Below are 16,722 nucleotides of genomic sequence, written 5' to 3'. Positions count from 1 at the left end.
AAATAATATATTTCATTTAGTTAAAAAACTTCACCACTTATATAGAAATATATAGAAGCGATGAAGTGGTGTTTTTTTTAACATTTGTGGCTGGCGGATTTGTTCCCAAGATCAATATTCACTTGTGAAACTTTTTTTAGTGAAAATATTATTTTTAAAATTTTTATATTTTAATAAATTAAAAAATATTAATTTATTTTTGGTTTCAGATTATTTAAATATAATTATCAAATAAAGTTGTTTGTTTCATTTCACTTTTATCGATTAAGTTAGAAATTGAAACACCAATCAACCGCAAGGGTTCTTTATCGCATTTAAATTCAAGAAAAAGCTCAAGTGCAATTTTTTTTATAATCTCTTCTTCAAAAAAATAGAGTGGGTAGCTCTTTGATTTTGTTTTAACGGTAAAATTTGCATATTTAATTTTAACAGTGATTGTTTTAGCAGCAAGATTTTTTTTATTAATATTTATGAATAAATTTAAAATAATTCTATTGAGTTCAAATAATTTATGCTCCATCCTAAAGATATCCTTTGGGAAGGTTTCTTCTTCTCCTAAAGATTTCCTTATTTGAGTTGTTTCTAAAGGGCTTTCATCTATTCCACAGGCACGTTGATATACCCACTCAGAAGACGAACCAAATTTATTAATTATAAAATCTTTTCCTGCTAAAATAACATCGGCACAGGTATAAATATTAAAATCAGCAAATTTTTTTGTTGTGACTGGGCCAACAAATGGAATTTTTTTTATTAATAAGGGTTGCATGAAGTTAAAAACTTGGTGGGGCTTTACGATAGCAATTCCATTTGGTTTATTAATATCTGAAGCTATTTTTGCAACCATTTTATTTGGTGCGATACCAGCTGAAGCTGTGAGTTGTGTTAAGTTTTGTATTTTTTTTCTTATATTCTCAGCGATTTCAGTGGCATTTTTACTTTCGCTGACGTCAATATATGCCTCGTCCATTGACATAGGTTCAATTAATTCTGAATAGGTAGAAAGTATTTTAAAAACTTCACGAGATGCATTTTTATAAGATTCAAAATTGGGTTTTAAGAAAATGGCGTGCGGGCAAAGTTTTAACGCTTGTGATGATGCCATTGCCGATTTAATTCCAAACTTTCGTGCTTCATATGATGCTGTGCAGACGACACCACGTGAACTAGGAGAACCACCGATTATAAGTGGCTTTCCCTTTAATTTTGGATTATTTCGGGATTCAACTGCAGCAAAAAAAGCGTCAAGATCGATATGAATAATTTTTCTTTTTAGGAGTGAATAATGAATTTCTGGATTGGTTCCATTCATTTTAGAGTTAACTCCTGCTCAAATATTATTTGTTCTTCTATAACTATATTTTTTTCATTTTCTGTTTTAGCTGCCCTTAATCTTTCAGTAGAGCTACAATTAAGCACAGTGCTTTTTGCCATGGAGCCATTATCTTTATGCAAATAATAAAGATTAAGTTCAAAAATATTTTCAGCACAGTTCCATATCATTCCTGCACACATTTTACATGGCTTAAGAGTTGTAAAAATTGAGCTTCCTTTTGGCAATGGTTTGTTAAATACGCTGTAATATTTTTGAATCATATTAACTTCTGCATGCATTGTTTTATTACGTGAGTTTTCATTTAAACCGACAGAAATAATATTACCATTAGCATCGACTAAAATACTTGCAACTTGGCGACTGGATTCATATTTTTCATTTTCTATCTTTATTTGTTTTGATAAACAGTCAGAAATTTTCATAAAGTCAATATTATTTTTATTATGTAAAGTAAAATGAGTATGAATATCTATAATTTCTTTTTCTAAGCTTTGCCCTAAATTATTATAATTAACTTCAATTTTTGGATATTGAATGAGAATATTTTGATTGTGTATGACTTTTAAAAAGGACATTCGTTTTGCGGCAACCTTAAGCATGCCTCGACACATTTCTGTAGGACAATAATTTGTATATATTTTATTTCTTAATATTTTTAATGATGTATCAGGATATTGATTGTAAATTCCCTGAATTAATACAGTTATAGCACTATGAGGTTTTTTAGGAAAAAGAGAATATTTTGCATAATATATTGTCTCATTATATATAATAAATGCAAAATCTGTTGGATCTATAGTTATAAAATTATAAGCAATTTGTTGTATAATTTTTTCAAATTGATATGTTGATTCCATATTATGCTCTTGCTTAGTTTCTATTGAAAGACTTTAATTTCATCCTTATAGAAATCAAAGCTATGCTATTGGAATAACCTTTTAGAACAGGAAGTGCAAATGAAGAATGAGGTGATGTACAGTGATTTTATAATTATTGGAGCAGGTGTGCTTGGTTTAAATCTTGCAGCGCAATTATCCAAGAGATATCCGGAAAAATCAATTGCTTTACTTGAAAGATCCGATCGTTTTGGAACAGAAACTTCCTCACGAAACAGTGAAGTAATACATGCTGGAATTTATTATGATGAAAACTCGCTAAAGGCAAAATATTGTGTAAAGGGGAATAAACTATTATACAGTTTCTGTAATGAATATTCAATTCCATTTTTAAAATGTGGGAAATATATTGTTAGTTCTACAGAAGAACAAGATGAGATAATTTTAGATCTTCAAAATAAAGCATTAAAAAATGGAGTGAATCTTAAATTTTTAAATAAAGATCAACTAAAGAGTGATGAAAAGATGAGTCACTTTAGAAATGCTCTTTATTCTTCGGAAACAGGAATTATTGATAGCCATAAATTAATGCAGACTCTTGAGCAAATGGCTAAGTATCAAAATGTTGCTCTTGCATATCGAAATTCTTTTGTAAAATTGATTGATGTAGGTACAGATGGAATTGTTTTTGAAGCATGTGATGAAAATGGAAATTCTTATTATATGCGTTGTCAATATTTTCTAAATGCGGGAGGACTCTCCTCAGCCAAGATTGCAAATAATTTTGTTTCTCGAGAAGTTTATAAAACAAAAGCTTGTCGGGGTCGATATTATTCATTACCAGCAAAGTATAATAATTATTTCAATAAGCTTATCTACCCCATTCCAGATCCAAGTGGTTGCGTAGGAATTCATATTACTTTTGAATTAGATGGTAAATTTAAGCTAGGGCCTGATGTAGATTGGTCTTTTGCTGAGAGCAATGATGCAGATGATCAAAATTTATATAAATTTTTCGATATGCGAGATGATGTTAAAGAAAAATTCTATGTAGAAGGAAAAAGATTAATTCCTACTTTAGAATTGAAAGATTTATCGCCCAATTATATTGGGGTTCGCCCAAAGTTATTTATTGATAATAAGCTTGAAGAAGATTTTCATATTAAAAAAATTCGTGAAGGAAATAATATGTCAGTACATTTTCTAGGTATCGAATCGCCGGGATTAACATCTTCAATGGCAATAGCAGAAGATTTATTGGAAGAATTTAAATAGTGAAAAATTGACAGAATAATATTAATATATAAACTATAAAAATAATCTTATGTGTATTAAAGGTTTTTTTATGTTTAAATATATATTTTCATTAAGCCCATCTATTACTTCCATTTTAGTTGGAATTTTCCTACAAAAAATGTCAACCTTTATGACCCTTCCTTTTATTGCAATATTTTTAGCGAATAATACCAATCTTAGCCCAACAAAAATTGGTATTATAATAGGTACTGCACCTCTTGCTGGCATCTGTTCATCATTTATTGGCGGTTACTTGTCAGACAAATTGGGAAGAAAAAATATTCTTTTGCTCACAGTTTTTACTTCTACATTGATTCTATTTTCTTTCTTTTTAGCTACTCAAATTGCAAATATGGAAATTAAAATTTTCACTTTTACAATTCTTTGCGTCTTTTCTGGAATATCGAGTGGAGTTTATGAACCTGTCGCCACGGCATTTTTAAGTGATTTAGCTCCTCCTTCCCTAAAGGGAGTGATTTTCCAATTAAGATATTTCAGCTTAAATTTTGGCGCAGCAATAGGTCCAATGATTGGACTTTTATTAAATTCAAATGGAGTGGGTATTAGCTTTTTATATGCAGGTTTTTTATATATTATTTATTTTTCTGTTTTTTTTATTCTAATGAAAAAAAATATTCATAGTGTCCCAACTTTCAGTGGAAAAAGACATAGCTTTAAAGAGTCATGTTCAATTATTGTTCATGATAAAAAAATGCTTTATTTAATTTTAAGCTGCATTCTTATTATTTTCTGTTATAATCAAATTACAACTACTTTCCCGCAAATTATGAATCAAGAAGTAAAGAATGGTATTGAATATTACTCATACTTTCTAACTACAAATGGTATATTAGTTATTCTTTTACAAGGCTCCTTATATAGAGTAACAAGAAAAATAGGCTTATTAAAAAGTTTAATATTAGGTTCTGCTCTGCTTGCAGTCGGTTTTCTTTCATTGACGATCAATTTAAATTCAATATTTATTTTGATTCTATCTGTGATTCTTATCACCTCTGGTGAAATTCTTGTTTTTCCAATTTCAAATGAATTAATTGATACGTTTGCCCCACCTCATATGCGAGGGGCATATTTTGGGGCTGCATCATTTAAAAATCTAGGAAGTGTTTTAGGGCCAATTTGGGGAGGCTTTCTTTTAACTCATTTAGGATCAAGTTTTTTATTTGTATCAATTGCAATTATATCTTTAATCGCCCCCTTTATTTGTATTGCTGGGCAGAAAGAAAAAGGGTTGAGCAAGCTTAGAGTTTAATTTTAATATTTATATACACCTTGCCCTGATTTTTTGCCGAAGTAGCCTGCATCAACATATTTTTTAAGAAGTGGGCAAGGTCTATATTTATTATCACCCAATCCATCATGCAAAATTTTTATAATAGCATAGCATGTATCTAAGCCAATAAAATCGGCTAGAGTGAGAGGACCCATCGGCTGGTTAGTGCCAAGTTTCATCCCAGTATCAATATCTTCTGCGCTGGCAATGCCTTCCATAAGCGTATAAAATGCTTCATTTATCATTGGCATGAGTATTCTGTTGATAATAAATCCCGGATAATCTTGTGAACAGACACTGACTTTATTCATTTTTGCTGAAAGTTCTTTGGTTAAATTGTAGGTTTCATTAGAAGTTGCATGACCTCTTATTATTTCTACAAGAGACATTAAAGGAACGGGATTCATAAAATGCATGCCAATAAATAATTCAGGTCTTCGTGTGACAGAAGCTAGGCGTGTTACGGAAAGACTGCTTGTATTACTTGCGAGAATAACATGAGAAGGCATTATTTTATCTAATTCAATAAAAATACTTTTTTTTAATTCTTCATTTTCATTAACTGCTTCTATTACAAAATCAGCTTGAACGAGATCTGAAAGTTGAATAACTTTTTTAATTCTTCCTAAAATCACTGGAGGATGTTCGTCTATTTTTCCTTTTTCAAATAGTTTTGATAGACTTTTTTCAATTCCTAATATTGCTTTTTGTAATCCTTCCTTATTCACATCAAATAATAGAGTTTGAAATCCTGCTTGAGCAGCTATTTGAGCAATTCCACTGCCCATTTGTCCTGCTCCTATGATGCCAATGGTTTTTATTTTTGCTAAATTTACCATGAGAATCTCCTTATTCATTGACTCGTAAAATTTCGATATCTAAAAGGGCATTGAAACCTTATTTTTTATTTGAGTCAAATATCATAAATTATTTTATAAAAAAATTGAGTTTACTTGTTGTGAAAGATGTTCTTAAGACGTAGGTCATTAATTGTATATGATTTGGATTTAATTTTTTGTAAGGATAAATCAAATGACAATATCTTACCAAATGCCACTTCCAGCTCCTTATCCATCTCTTTCTATAGAAGAAATGCGTTTACGTATTCAATCTGTTAGAGATCATTTTGGTAAAAAACTTGTAATTCTTGCTCACCATTATCAAAGACCGGAAATTGTCGAATTAAGTGATATACGTGGAGACTCTTTACAACTTGCTCAATATGCTGCAAGTCAAAAAGATGCAGATTATATTGTTTTCTGTGGCGTTCATTTTATGGCTGAAGGATCAGACATTTTAAAAAGAGGCAATCAGACAATTGTTTTGCCCGATTTAGGTGCTGGCTGCGATATGGCGGATATGGCAGATGCGGATGATGTTGAAGAAGCATTTGAGCAATTGATAGATGTGGTAGGTCATGAGAGTATTATGCCTGTTACTTATATAAACTCCACAGCAGCACTCAAAGCATTTGTTGCAAAAAAGGGTGGTATGATTTGTACAAGTTCCAACGCTCATAAAATAGTTTCTTGGGCTTTAAAAGAAAGAAAAATATTATTCTTTTATCCTGATCAGCATTTAGGTCGTAATACAGCAAAGCAACTTGGTATCTCTCCTAATAATATGAATATTTGGAATCCTAAAAAACCTTTTGGTGGTCTTGAAAAAGAAAATATTAAACAGACTCAAGTGATGCTTTGGCAAGGATGTTGTCCTGTGCATATGATGTTTAGTGCAAAACAAATTGATCTCATCCGTGCAAAAGATCCTGAGTATAAAATTATTTCACATCCAGAATGTTCAATGGAAGTTGTCGATAAATCTGATTTTGCAGGTTCCACTGATTTTATTGTAAAGACAATTGCAAACAGTCCAAGTGGCAGTAAATGGGCTGTAGGAACAGAGCTTAATTTAGTCAATCGAATAGCAAAAGAAAATCCTGATAAATCAGTTATTAGTATAAATCCATTTATGTGCTTGTGTGGCACGATGAATCGAATAGATTTACCACATTTAACTTGGGCTCTTGAGGAGATAGCGAAAGGAACAGCAAAGAATGTCATTGAAGTTCACGAACCAACCCGTTCATTAGCAAAACAAGCATTGCTTAGAATGCTTGAAATGAGCATAAAACTTTAAATAATTTTAGTTATATTTTATTAGAAAATAATTCAAGTTTTTTAATTTCACCAACAATCCATAAAATATCATTTTCTTTTAAAATATGGCTTGATTTTGGATTTTTAATTCGATCATTATCTCTTTCAATACCTACAATAATACAATTGAATCTCTCACTTATTGCGGCATCTTTTATAGACAATCCATTGATATAAGATCCTCTATTTACAAAAAATCTTTTAAGTTCATATTCAGGTGTAATTTCTGTGAGTGGATTATTTATATTAGATAGTTCAAGTTCGGATTTAAATATTTCAATCTCTTGATCTGTTGAAAAACAAAGTAAAGTATCGCAAGGATAGATAATATCTTTAATATTTGGAGAAACAATTGTTTGCTCTCCTCTACCGATTGCTACAATTGTTATACCAAATCTTTTTCTTAAATTAAGTTCTAAAATGCTTCTTCCAATCACAAATGAATTCATTGGAACTTTGACTTCAACAAGGTGTGCATCCCAGGGAGCAAGCTGTTCATAAAGTGGAGGCATATTTGGCTTAGATCTATTTTGAGTGTTGTAAGAAGAACTAAATTGATTTTCAATCCAGTTATAATATATGCGCATTTTATTTTGAAATAAAATTAAAAACAGAATAGAGATGATTAATGTTATAGCTAAAGTGATGGGTGAGGGGTAAAACTTTAAACTGAGAATGCCAATAAATATAATGGTTAAAGCTCTACTTACAAATAAAGAAATAACTTCTTTACCAATTAAATTTTTAAAGCTTCTTTTGTACTTGATTTTAAATATGTTCAGCATAGCCCAAATACTTGGAGACGAAATTGAAAATGCAACTAACCATGCTACAATATTTGCTATTAATTTGTTCTCAATATAATTATAAATAAATGGTGAAAATTTGTCAGAAATAATTAAAAAAATTGCAATAATGACAATTAAATTTAATAACCATTGTAATGTTTTTTTATTTAAACTTTTTTGTTTATCTTCTATGACTGTAATTCTTTGAAACCAGCTCGTATATCGAGTTAATTTATTTCTAATACTTAGAGGCATATTCTTTTCTAAATAACGAGATGTATTTGAAGAATAACGGATAAAGTAAGGAGTGGTAAAGGTTGTGATCAAGGATGCTGTTACGATAATTGGGTAAATTTTATTATCTATAACTTTAAAACTAATTCCAAGAGAAGCAATAATAAATGAAAATTCACCAATTTGTGCCATGCTAAATCCAGTTTGTAGTGCATTTGGTAATGTTTGTCCAGTAATAATAGCCCCAATTGTCACAGAAATTAATTTACCAAAAATAATTACAAGTGAAATTATTAAAATAGATGATATATTATTTACAATTGCATGTGGATCAAGAAGCATCCCAACTGAAACAAAAAAGACAGCACCAAAAATATCTTTTAAAGGTTGAATAAGATTCTCAATTTGATGAGATTCAGGAGTCTCAGCAATTATGGAACCCATTATAAAAGCACCTAAAGCAACTGAGTAATTAAAATATGAAGCAAGTGCAACTAGGCCTAAGCAAAGTCCAATTGACACGACCACAAGCATTTCATTGTTTTTTTGTTGACTTACTTTTTTAACAAAGCGTGGAACAATAAAAATTCCTACTAAGAACCATATTCCAATGACAACGACTAGTTTTCCACCTGCGAGAAGAAGATCAAAACCTCCTACACTGGAAGTTAATGAAATATTTGTTAACGCAACAAGCATTAATATTGCAGCTAAATCTTCTACAATTAAAATTCCAAAGACAAGATCAACAAATTTTTTATTTTTTAAGCCAAGTTCTTCAAGAGCTTTTATAATTATAGTTGTTGATGAAATAGCAATCATACAACCAAGAAAAAGCGAATCCATGTGTGACAGCCCAATTAATTTAGCAACAAATATTCCTATTATAAGCATAAAAATAATTTGAATAATTGCTGTTCCACCAGCAGAAACTCCAACTTTAGCTAAACGTTTGAAACTAAACTCAAGTCCAAGTGAGAACATAAGAAAAATAACGCCGAGTTCTGCCCAAGTATTTACGGATGAGACATCTACGATGGAGAAAAAGGGGTGAGTGTATGGCCCGACAATAATACCTGCAACGATATATCCCAAAACCACGGGTTGATTTATTTTTCTAAAAATATAGGTAACGACAGCAGCGACCCCAAGCATGACCGAAAGATCGATGATCAGTTGTGGGATATGAAACATAGTAAAACCCTTTTCACTTATTTAATATCTTAATATAGTAATTTTAATATTTAATAATAGAAATGAGTGTCATGCTTTTGTTGGTTTGTGAATTTATAGCATGCGCCAAAGTGAATTTTCATTTTGTTTCTTTTTGAATTCTCTATACCATTTACACAGAGGGTATAGAATTGCAAGAATAATTATCCAGCCATAAGCAATATCTGAAAGAGAGTTCCATTTTAGTACATCACATAAAATTATTCCTATAAAAGTATACAAAATAAGATGTACCCCATAAAAAAAGAAAGTAGATTTTCCATAAATATTTGCAATTTCTAAGATAGTTGAAATAAGGAATATTTTTTTAGATCCATATTTTTCAATTGAATATACTGTAAAAAAGAGAAAGAAGAAAATTCCTAATGTAAAAAGCAGGTAAGAAAGAGAAGGCGGGTATTTGACCATATTAAATATATTCCACCAATGTGTATCATTTATAAATCTTAAGTCTCTTGAGTTAAAATAAACTCCGCCCCAAAACCGAGTGACTGTAAACAATGATATAAATACAATACCTAAAGGCAGGAGTGATAAGAAAGCAAATTTTTCTTTTTTAATTAATATTTTTCCAAATAAAACTCCCATGAGGCTCACTCCAAACCAAGGAAAAATTGGGTATATAAAATTAATTCGGTCTGGGAAAAAGAGCATTTTAAGAAAGAAATTATAGTTTTCATTTTTTTGTAATTCTGTCTGAACAATAAGTGGAGGTAAAAATATACTTAAAACCATTGCTATAAATATGACTATCCAATGCCTCTTTATAAAAAAACTACTTAAGATCATGAGTGATCCTAGCATTGCAATAACAGCAAATCCAAAATTAATTGTTGGTGATTTAAATATAAAACTCCATATTGGAGAAAAAATAAAAATTTCAAATAAAATTAAAATTAATCCTCGTGAACAAAAATATTGCCAAACTTTAGATTCATGAGCCCATTTTGATTTGTGAGTATTCCATAAGAGAATCATACTTAATCCCATCATAAATGCAAATGATGGTGCGCAAATATGCGCAATTAATCTTGTGAAAAATAATATTGGATTATCATATATTGGATAACTCCCCTTCCAAAATTCTCCTTGAAAATTAAGATTTTTTCCAATCATGTCCTTTGCATGATCCATTGCCATTATTATCAAAATAATGCCACGAACTTTATCTAGAGCTTGAATTCTCATAAATATCCTCATCTAAATACTATTATATTGATATCTGACTGTGTATAATTCAACAGGTTCAAAAATTCAAATGTTAATGTTTTTGAGCCGCGCTTCTTGCAAAGAAAGCTCTTGTAGGTATGTTTGGTTGAGTGTAGTGCTAATGAGTTAATGAGCGATTTTTTGGGAGTTTACTTGGCAGACGAAAATATTCAAAAAAATATAAACAATCAGCAACCCACAAATCAAATAAAAGAAATGGGGCTCGAAGAAATTATTCACTTGGCTAATAAAATTGGTCTTGAATATGTTGAAAAAAGAAAAGAAGCTGAAAGATATGAGCTTATGCGAACTTCAATTCGTGCAAAAATAATGAATAGAATAGAAGCAGCCCAAGAAAAAATGCCTGAAGCACGCTTAAAGCGCTTAGCAGAAGCGGACGAAGAATATATTGGTTTGCTCGAAAAAATAGCTAACTATAGGGCAGAAACAGAAAAGCTGAGAATTCGATATGAAAGCTATAAGAGTCTTTTTGATGCGCGCAGAACTATGATAAGCTACAAGAAAATTGAATTGAAGACTTTATAGGTGTACTTCCAATGGATAAATATATAGAACAACATAAGAAAAGACTTTCATATATGCCTTGGATTTATTACTCATTAAAGCCTAAACAGCTGCAATGGGCTCAAGCTTGGCAAAAAGAAGTGCAAAAGAAATTAATGGAATTAGAAACTGTTAAAATTGGAAAAGATTGTTTTATTTCCCCAGATGCACATATATTTGCCGAAATAGGTAGAGATATTATTATCGGAAATCGTGTTACAATTGCGGCAAATGTTGTTTTGCATGGCCCAATTACAATTGGCGATGGTGTGAGTTTAAATACGGGTGTTTTAATTGATGGTGGTGCAAAAGGAGTTTTTATTGGAAAAAACACACGCATTGCCAGCGGTGTTTATATTTATGCTTTTAATCATGCAACATCTCCTAATAGATTAATAAAGGAACAACCTGTTATTTCTAAAGGTATACATATTGGTGAAGATGTGTGGTTGTCTTCAAATGTGGGAGTTACAGATGGAAATAATATAGGGAGCTACAGCATTGTAGGCATGGGAGCCGTTGTGACCCATGATGTTCCAGAGTGGGCTGTTGTGGCAGGTGTGCCTGCAAAAATAATTGGTGATAGAAGAATATCAAAAGATGTTTTCAAAGCCAATAATAAAAGCGCCCCAAACACCGATTAAAATATGTGAAAAGCTTACACCTATAAGTGAGTTTTGCTTCGCATAGAGCCATCCCCAAAAGATACCGGGTATGAAAACAGAAAGTGCAAATCCGGGGCTAATATGAGAATGACCGCCTGCAAATAAAACATTTGATAGTATAATCGCCATCCACGTTGTTTTTGCTTTTGAGCCAGATAAGAATTTCTGCAAAGCTGATTGAATGCCACTACGCACAATTAATTCTTGAATAGGGACAAAAACAATATATCCAAAGAGGGCTGCGAAATAAACTTTTAAACTGACATCTGTACTGGTTTTAAAGATTGCCATAGGGTCAAATAGAGCTAGATTATGAAATTTATCTATAAAAGTTATAATACTGAGCTTTATTAAAAGAATTATGAGTAAAAAAGGAATTGTATATATAAATGATTCTAGTAAGACTTTTTTCCAATTTTCAAATGTCAAACCAAATGTTTTTAATGGGTATCCACTGTTAATCATCATTGAAATTATAAAGTAACAAAAAGACATAAGAACAATAATTGTTACAAGCGTTGAATTTGACATGTATTCTTTTAATTTTTGTAGTATTTGTAAACTTATTGCATATAAAGTTGTAATTGCAATAATATTGACAGCAAAACTACCTATTGCAAGGCGTTCTTTAAGAACCTCAACAGTGACTTCATTTGTATAACGCAATCTCCTTGAAATTTTTTCGCCAAAAAATGTTGTGAGTTTGGCATATACATCAAGAAATGTTGGATTGTTTCTTACTTTTTCCAAATCAAAACATAATATAATAGAGGGTTCTATGGTTTTTGCACTTGCAGATCGAGGTGCATTTTCAAATAATACCATTTCCCCAACAATTTCTCCTTTTGCAAGCTGTGCTAAGGGATAATAGCGCGAGCCATTTTTTTTTATAATTTCGACTCTACCCTCTATAATAATAAAAAAGCGTTGTTCGACTTCACCTTCTTTAACGAAAATCTCCCCAGGTTTTAAACGAAGTTCAGTAGAAATTTCTTTAAGTTTCTCAAGTTGAGTTTCACTTAAATCTTTTAAAAGCGGTATGTTTTGATAAGATTCAAGCATCTTAGATTTCTTTCTATCTTTCTAAATTGGAAATTATAAAAGTTCTACTCATTTATGAATGTAATACAGAGTCGGTTTAGAAAAAGCTTCTGCTTTGATATCAAAACCAAATAATGCAATGATTGTTATGATTACTTTAAAAATAAAAGATTTCGACAATAATTTTAGCATATAACACCCATTTTTGCTTATTTATTTAGCAATTAATTCAGATATCGGCTGATAATAGTATAATTTTATATTTCTTTTTCTTCACTAGGATGCTATCAGAAAAGCGTTTATAAGTGCAAAAAAGTGTGCCTATGGGCACTTATTCTTTGTAGCTAAGTCATAATGAAACATTTTCAAGTGTCAAAAAACTGATTTTTTTTGAGGTGCACCATGAGTCATTATTCCGCTAATTTATCTCAACCAGTAAATAATTTAATCAAAATTCGTAGAGCACTTATTTCAGTATCGAATAAGTCAGGTCTGCAAGAACTGTGCGTTTTTTTAAATCAACTGGGATGTCAGATTGTTGCAACTTCATCCACTTATAAGGCCATAATTGAATTTGGTTTACCTTGTAATTCCGTGGATTCTATTACAAATTTTCCAGAAATTTTGGGTGGAAGAGTGAAAACTCTCCACCCAAAAATTTTTGGAGGCATTCTTGGACGAGAATATCTTGAATCTGATCGTGCAGATATGCTGGCAAATGGGATTGAGGTATTTGACGTGGTTGTTTGCAATCTCTATCCGTTCCAAGAGGTCCTGCGCAAAGGTGCCAATGCAGAAGAACTTGTTGAAAATATTGATATTGGAGGTGTGAGTTTGCTGAGGGCTGCGGCTAAAAATCATGCATCTATTTCAATTCTGTCTGATACAAATGATTATAAAAAATTCATAGAAAATGTTTCTTCTTATAATGGCTTTGTTTCTTTATCTTTCAGAAAGCAATTAGCTATCAAAGCATTTCGTGAAACAGCTGCATACGATGAACTGATTTCTGCAACTCTTGACAAGAGTTTAAATGTTGAATTTTCACTCAGCTCTAAACTAGGACCAGTTCGTTCGGAAAATTTAAAAGCAATAGATACTTTGCCTGAAAGTATAAGTTTATCATTATGTAAAATACAACCTTTGCGCTATGGGGAAAACCCACATCAAAATGCAGCCTTTTATGCTTTATCCGATATTGATGTGCAAAATGTTTGTTCTCTTACAAATATGAAATGCTTTCATGGTAAAGAATTAAGTTATAATAATGTTCTTGATATTGAGCACGCAATTCGGCTTGTAAGTGAATTTAAAGAAAATCATGTTGCTGTTATTTTAAAACACAATACGCCATGTGGAGTTGGGGTTTCCAGTAAATCAATTGCCGATGCTTATATTGCTGCATTTGAATCGGATCCTGTGAGCCCATTTGGTGGAATTGTCTGTTTAACAACACAGGTGAGCATTGAACTTGCTAAGAAGCTTTATGAAACATTTTTAGAAGTTATTATCGCTCCTTCTTTTGAAAATGGGGCTTTGGATTTACTACAAAAGAAAAAGAATTTACGCCTTGCCACATATGATTCGTCATTGCCTTTGGCGAATAAAACAATATTCACTCATGTTCAAGGTGGATTTTTAGCGCAGAGTTCAAATGATTTTGTAATAAATATGGAGAATATAACTTATCCAACTTTAACAAAACCAAGTGCAGATATAATCAAAGCTATGACTCTTGGGATGACTGTTGTAAAACATGTGCGTTCTAATGCGATTGTTCTTGCTAATTCTCAACAGACTCTTGCTATTGCAGGAGGATTTACCAATCGCGTCGATGCTGTTCAAAATTGTTTAAGTAAAAATAGACTGTCATTAGACAATGCTATTTTAGCAAGTGATGCTTTTTTCCCATTTCCAGATTCCATTCAAATTATTAATAAATTTGGTATAAAACATATTGTTCAACCAGGTGGAAGTGTGCAGGATTCTGAAGTTATTAAGGCTTGTAATGAATATGGGATTTCTATGATTTTTACAGGAAATCGACATTTTAAACATTAAGAATGATTGAGCCCTTTGCATAATATATTAATAAATTCTTGACCTTTTTCATGGATATATTCTTTTGTTTGAATGTTATTAGAAGGATGAAATGCACAAGAATATAAAGCAAAAGAATTTATTGCTATAAAAATATTTTCGTATATTTCAATGCTGTGTCTATTTTCTGTTACTCCATTTACTACAATATTTAAAAATATTTCTTTACGTTTATTTGTAAAGTGTTCATAGCAATTATATGTCGATAAATTAATTTCACCTTGCAAATATTGCGCATAATATATTTGAAAAGTCTTTCTTTCATTCCAAAATATATCAATGCTCCAACGCATAATGTCTAATAAAGTAATTTCAAGTGAGCCTGTATTTTTAGGTATGGTGAGGAGATCTTTTGAAGCACGATAGATACCATTTTCTAAGAGTTTTGTAAGTAAATTGGCTTTTCCTTGGAAATATTTGAATAAGAGCCCCTCTGCACAGTTTGCTTTAGCAGCAATTTCTTTAGTTGTTGAGTGTTCGTAGCCTTTTTGGACAAAGAGATCGGTGGCTGAAGTGAGGATACTTTTTTCTCGTTCGAGTCTTTTGTTTCTTCGCTCATTTAAATGTTTTTGCTTGGATTGTGATAACGTCATTTTCCATAGTCTTTCTATTAAAAACAATGCATTGTAGATTATTTGAAATGATTAAGAGAAAGTTTATCTAGGTATATTAGATGCAAATACCTTAGTTAAAAATCATAATTAATATGAATCATATAGAAAACAGATATTTTGTGAGCGATTTATTTTAAGAGAAATTTATCATATATTTAAAAATAAATATTTTAAATATATGATAATACAAATATATAAATCGATTTTCTTTTTTAATCATTCATCAGATAGTTTATTAAAATTAAAAATTTTTTATATTTCACAATTTTTTTATAGATATTAAGTATATTTTTATGTGTTCTTGGTTTTCGAAAAGTAAGGAAATCGTCGCAATGCTAAGGAGCCTTTTGACGGACAACCCTGAATCTGACGAGAGCGATCGTATTCTTTATCTTGATTCTGGTAGACTTATATTGGATGCTTCTCCATAAACAGTTTTAAATGCTTTTATGCATTTTAAGGAAACTTAGTACCACTGAGGAGTGAAAATGAGTGCTGATAAATGGGTCATTGGAACAGGGTTTTCCCGAGGTATCGGATACGAATTGGCTAAAATATTAAAGGATAATAATTATAAACTCGTTCACATGGGAAGAAAACGGAGTGAGTTTGAAGATGTATTTGTTTGGTGGGATCTTCTCAATCCAATTTCAGACAGTCCATTTCCTGAGCTTTCTAAAAGTATTTACGGTAAAGCTATTGTTGGATTTATCCATTGTGCAGGATTAATGCCAATTTTACAGGTCAGTGAAACAAATCGAATGGAAAAGCACTTATTTTGGCAGTCACAGGCTGAAGCAATGCGCATTAATTATTTTTCTTGTGCAGAAATTATTGAAGATATTCTTCCTTTTATAATGTCACATACAGATAATGGCTCTAATTTTCCACCCTTTATAGCTCATCTTTCATCACTTTCAGCAATTGATCCTTTTCCGAATTTAGAACTCTATGGAGCAACTAAATCCGCATGTCTTATGTATTTTCAGTGGCTTTCAAAAAGATTTGCCTACGATGAGCTCAACTGTTTATCCATACATCCAGGAACTGTTCATACAGATATGGTTTCCAATGTCATCGCCAATGAGTCTTCAGATTTAGAAGTTGTTAAAAAATATAAAGAACTTATTAATAACAACGAAATGTTAACTCCACAGGCTGCGGCTGAAAAAATATATAAATTTTTATTTATAGATATCAAATCGCGTGAAAATGCTCACGGTAAATTATACCTAGCTGATAAAGAAACGCTGCATAAATGACATGCTGCAATTTATTCAGATTTTCTAAAAGTAAATAATTACTGTTATTATTAATATTTATGAAATATATTTTGTCTTAATAAGTGTTCTTTTA

The 16,722-nt window shown here is 31.0% G+C and carries 14 protein-coding genes; 7 read left to right on the top strand and 7 right to left on the bottom strand.

What is annotated here, in order from left to right; all coding sequences use genetic code 11:
- Window positions 1-214 precede the first annotated feature (214 nt).
- Together dinB and GCL57_RS13775 are read right to left on the bottom strand one after the other, a co-directional pair.
- The gene (gene dinB, locus GCL57_RS13780) at window positions 215-1,312 is read right to left on the bottom strand and encodes a DNA polymerase IV (RefSeq protein ID WP_152213937.1); all 1,098 of its coding nucleotides are present in this window, start codon (window positions 1,310-1,312) and stop codon (window positions 215-217) included.
- Window positions 1,309-2,193 (bottom strand): Bd3614 family nucleic acid deaminase, encoded by an 885-nt coding sequence (locus GCL57_RS13775; RefSeq protein WP_152213936.1) that lies wholly within the window; start codon window positions 2,191-2,193, stop codon window positions 1,309-1,311. The genes dinB and GCL57_RS13775 overlap by 4 nt, the downstream gene beginning before the upstream one ends.
- Before the next feature lie 99 nt (window positions 2,194-2,292).
- Between GCL57_RS13775 and GCL57_RS13770 the strand changes: the two genes are divergently transcribed.
- Together GCL57_RS13770 and GCL57_RS13765 are read left to right on the top strand one after the other, a co-directional pair.
- Window positions 2,293-3,447 (top strand): NAD(P)/FAD-dependent oxidoreductase, encoded by a 1,155-nt coding sequence (locus GCL57_RS13770; protein ID WP_152213935.1) that lies wholly within the window; start codon window positions 2,293-2,295, stop codon window positions 3,445-3,447.
- A 70-nt stretch (window positions 3,448-3,517) separates the two neighbouring features.
- Window positions 3,518-4,738, top strand: a complete 1,221-nt coding sequence (locus GCL57_RS13765; RefSeq protein ID WP_161597775.1) for an MDR family MFS transporter — start codon at window positions 3,518-3,520, stop codon at window positions 4,736-4,738.
- 2 nt (window positions 4,739-4,740) lie between these two features.
- Here the strand turns inward: GCL57_RS13765 and GCL57_RS13760 are convergent, their stop codons facing one another.
- Complete coding sequence (locus GCL57_RS13760) at window positions 4,741-5,598, bottom strand: 3-hydroxyacyl-CoA dehydrogenase NAD-binding domain-containing protein (protein ID WP_152213933.1); 858 nt, start codon at window positions 5,596-5,598, stop codon at window positions 4,741-4,743.
- Window positions 5,599-5,791: 193 nt separating this feature from the next.
- Here GCL57_RS13760 and nadA point away from each other — a divergent pair, with 193 nt between their 5' ends.
- Window positions 5,792-6,898 (top strand): quinolinate synthase NadA, encoded by a 1,107-nt coding sequence (gene nadA, locus GCL57_RS13755; protein ID WP_152213932.1) that lies wholly within the window; start codon window positions 5,792-5,794, stop codon window positions 6,896-6,898.
- Between the two features lie 10 nt (window positions 6,899-6,908).
- On the opposite strand, the gene GCL57_RS13750 is transcribed toward nadA, so the two are convergent.
- On the bottom strand, window positions 6,909-9,134 hold the full coding sequence (locus tag GCL57_RS13750; protein ID WP_152213931.1) for a monovalent cation:proton antiporter family protein: 2,226 nt from the start codon (window positions 9,132-9,134) through the stop codon (window positions 6,909-6,911).
- Window positions 9,135-9,227: 93 nt separating this feature from the next.
- Window positions 9,228-10,361, bottom strand: a complete 1,134-nt coding sequence (locus GCL57_RS13745) for an acetyltransferase domain-containing protein (RefSeq protein ID WP_161597774.1) — start codon at window positions 10,359-10,361, stop codon at window positions 9,228-9,230.
- 174 nt (window positions 10,362-10,535) lie between these two features.
- Between GCL57_RS13745 and GCL57_RS13740 the strand changes: the two genes are divergently transcribed.
- Both GCL57_RS13740 and GCL57_RS13735 read left to right on the top strand, forming a co-directional pair.
- Window positions 10,536-10,928 (top strand): hypothetical protein, encoded by a 393-nt coding sequence (locus GCL57_RS13740; protein WP_152213929.1) that lies wholly within the window; start codon window positions 10,536-10,538, stop codon window positions 10,926-10,928.
- 11 nt (window positions 10,929-10,939) lie between these two features.
- Entirely contained in the window at window positions 10,940-11,590 is a 651-nt protein-coding gene (locus tag GCL57_RS13735; protein WP_152213928.1) for an acyltransferase, read from the top strand.
- Here the strand turns inward: GCL57_RS13735 and GCL57_RS13730 are convergent.
- Window positions 11,540-12,673 (bottom strand): cyclic nucleotide-binding domain-containing protein, encoded by a 1,134-nt coding sequence (locus tag GCL57_RS13730; protein WP_152213927.1) that lies wholly within the window; start codon window positions 12,671-12,673, stop codon window positions 11,540-11,542. The genes GCL57_RS13735 and GCL57_RS13730 overlap by 51 nt on opposite strands.
- Window positions 12,674-13,054: 381 nt before the next feature.
- Here GCL57_RS13730 and purH point away from each other — a divergent pair, with 381 nt between their 5' ends.
- Window positions 13,055-14,713: a bifunctional phosphoribosylaminoimidazolecarboxamide formyltransferase/IMP cyclohydrolase gene (gene purH / locus GCL57_RS13725; RefSeq protein ID WP_152213926.1), complete on the top strand. Its 1,659-nt coding sequence runs from the start codon at window positions 13,055-13,057 to the stop codon at window positions 14,711-14,713.
- Here purH and GCL57_RS13720 read toward each other — a convergent pair.
- Window positions 14,710-15,345, bottom strand: a complete 636-nt coding sequence (locus GCL57_RS13720) for a TetR/AcrR family transcriptional regulator (protein ID WP_152213925.1) — start codon at window positions 15,343-15,345, stop codon at window positions 14,710-14,712. The genes purH and GCL57_RS13720 overlap by 4 nt on opposite strands.
- A gap of 509 nt (window positions 15,346-15,854) precedes the next feature.
- On the opposite strand from GCL57_RS13720, the gene GCL57_RS13715 reads away from it, so the two are divergent.
- The gene (locus GCL57_RS13715) at window positions 15,855-16,628 is read left to right on the top strand and encodes an SDR family NAD(P)-dependent oxidoreductase (protein WP_152213924.1); all 774 of its coding nucleotides are present in this window, start codon (window positions 15,855-15,857) and stop codon (window positions 16,626-16,628) included.
- Window positions 16,629-16,722 lie beyond the last annotated feature (94 nt).

This window comes from Fluviispira multicolorata, assembly GCF_009208585.1.
GTDB classification, from domain to species: domain Bacteria; phylum Bdellovibrionota_B; class Oligoflexia; order Silvanigrellales; family Silvanigrellaceae; genus Silvanigrella; species Silvanigrella multicolorata.
This window is presented reverse-complemented; position numbering and strand designations above follow the sequence as displayed.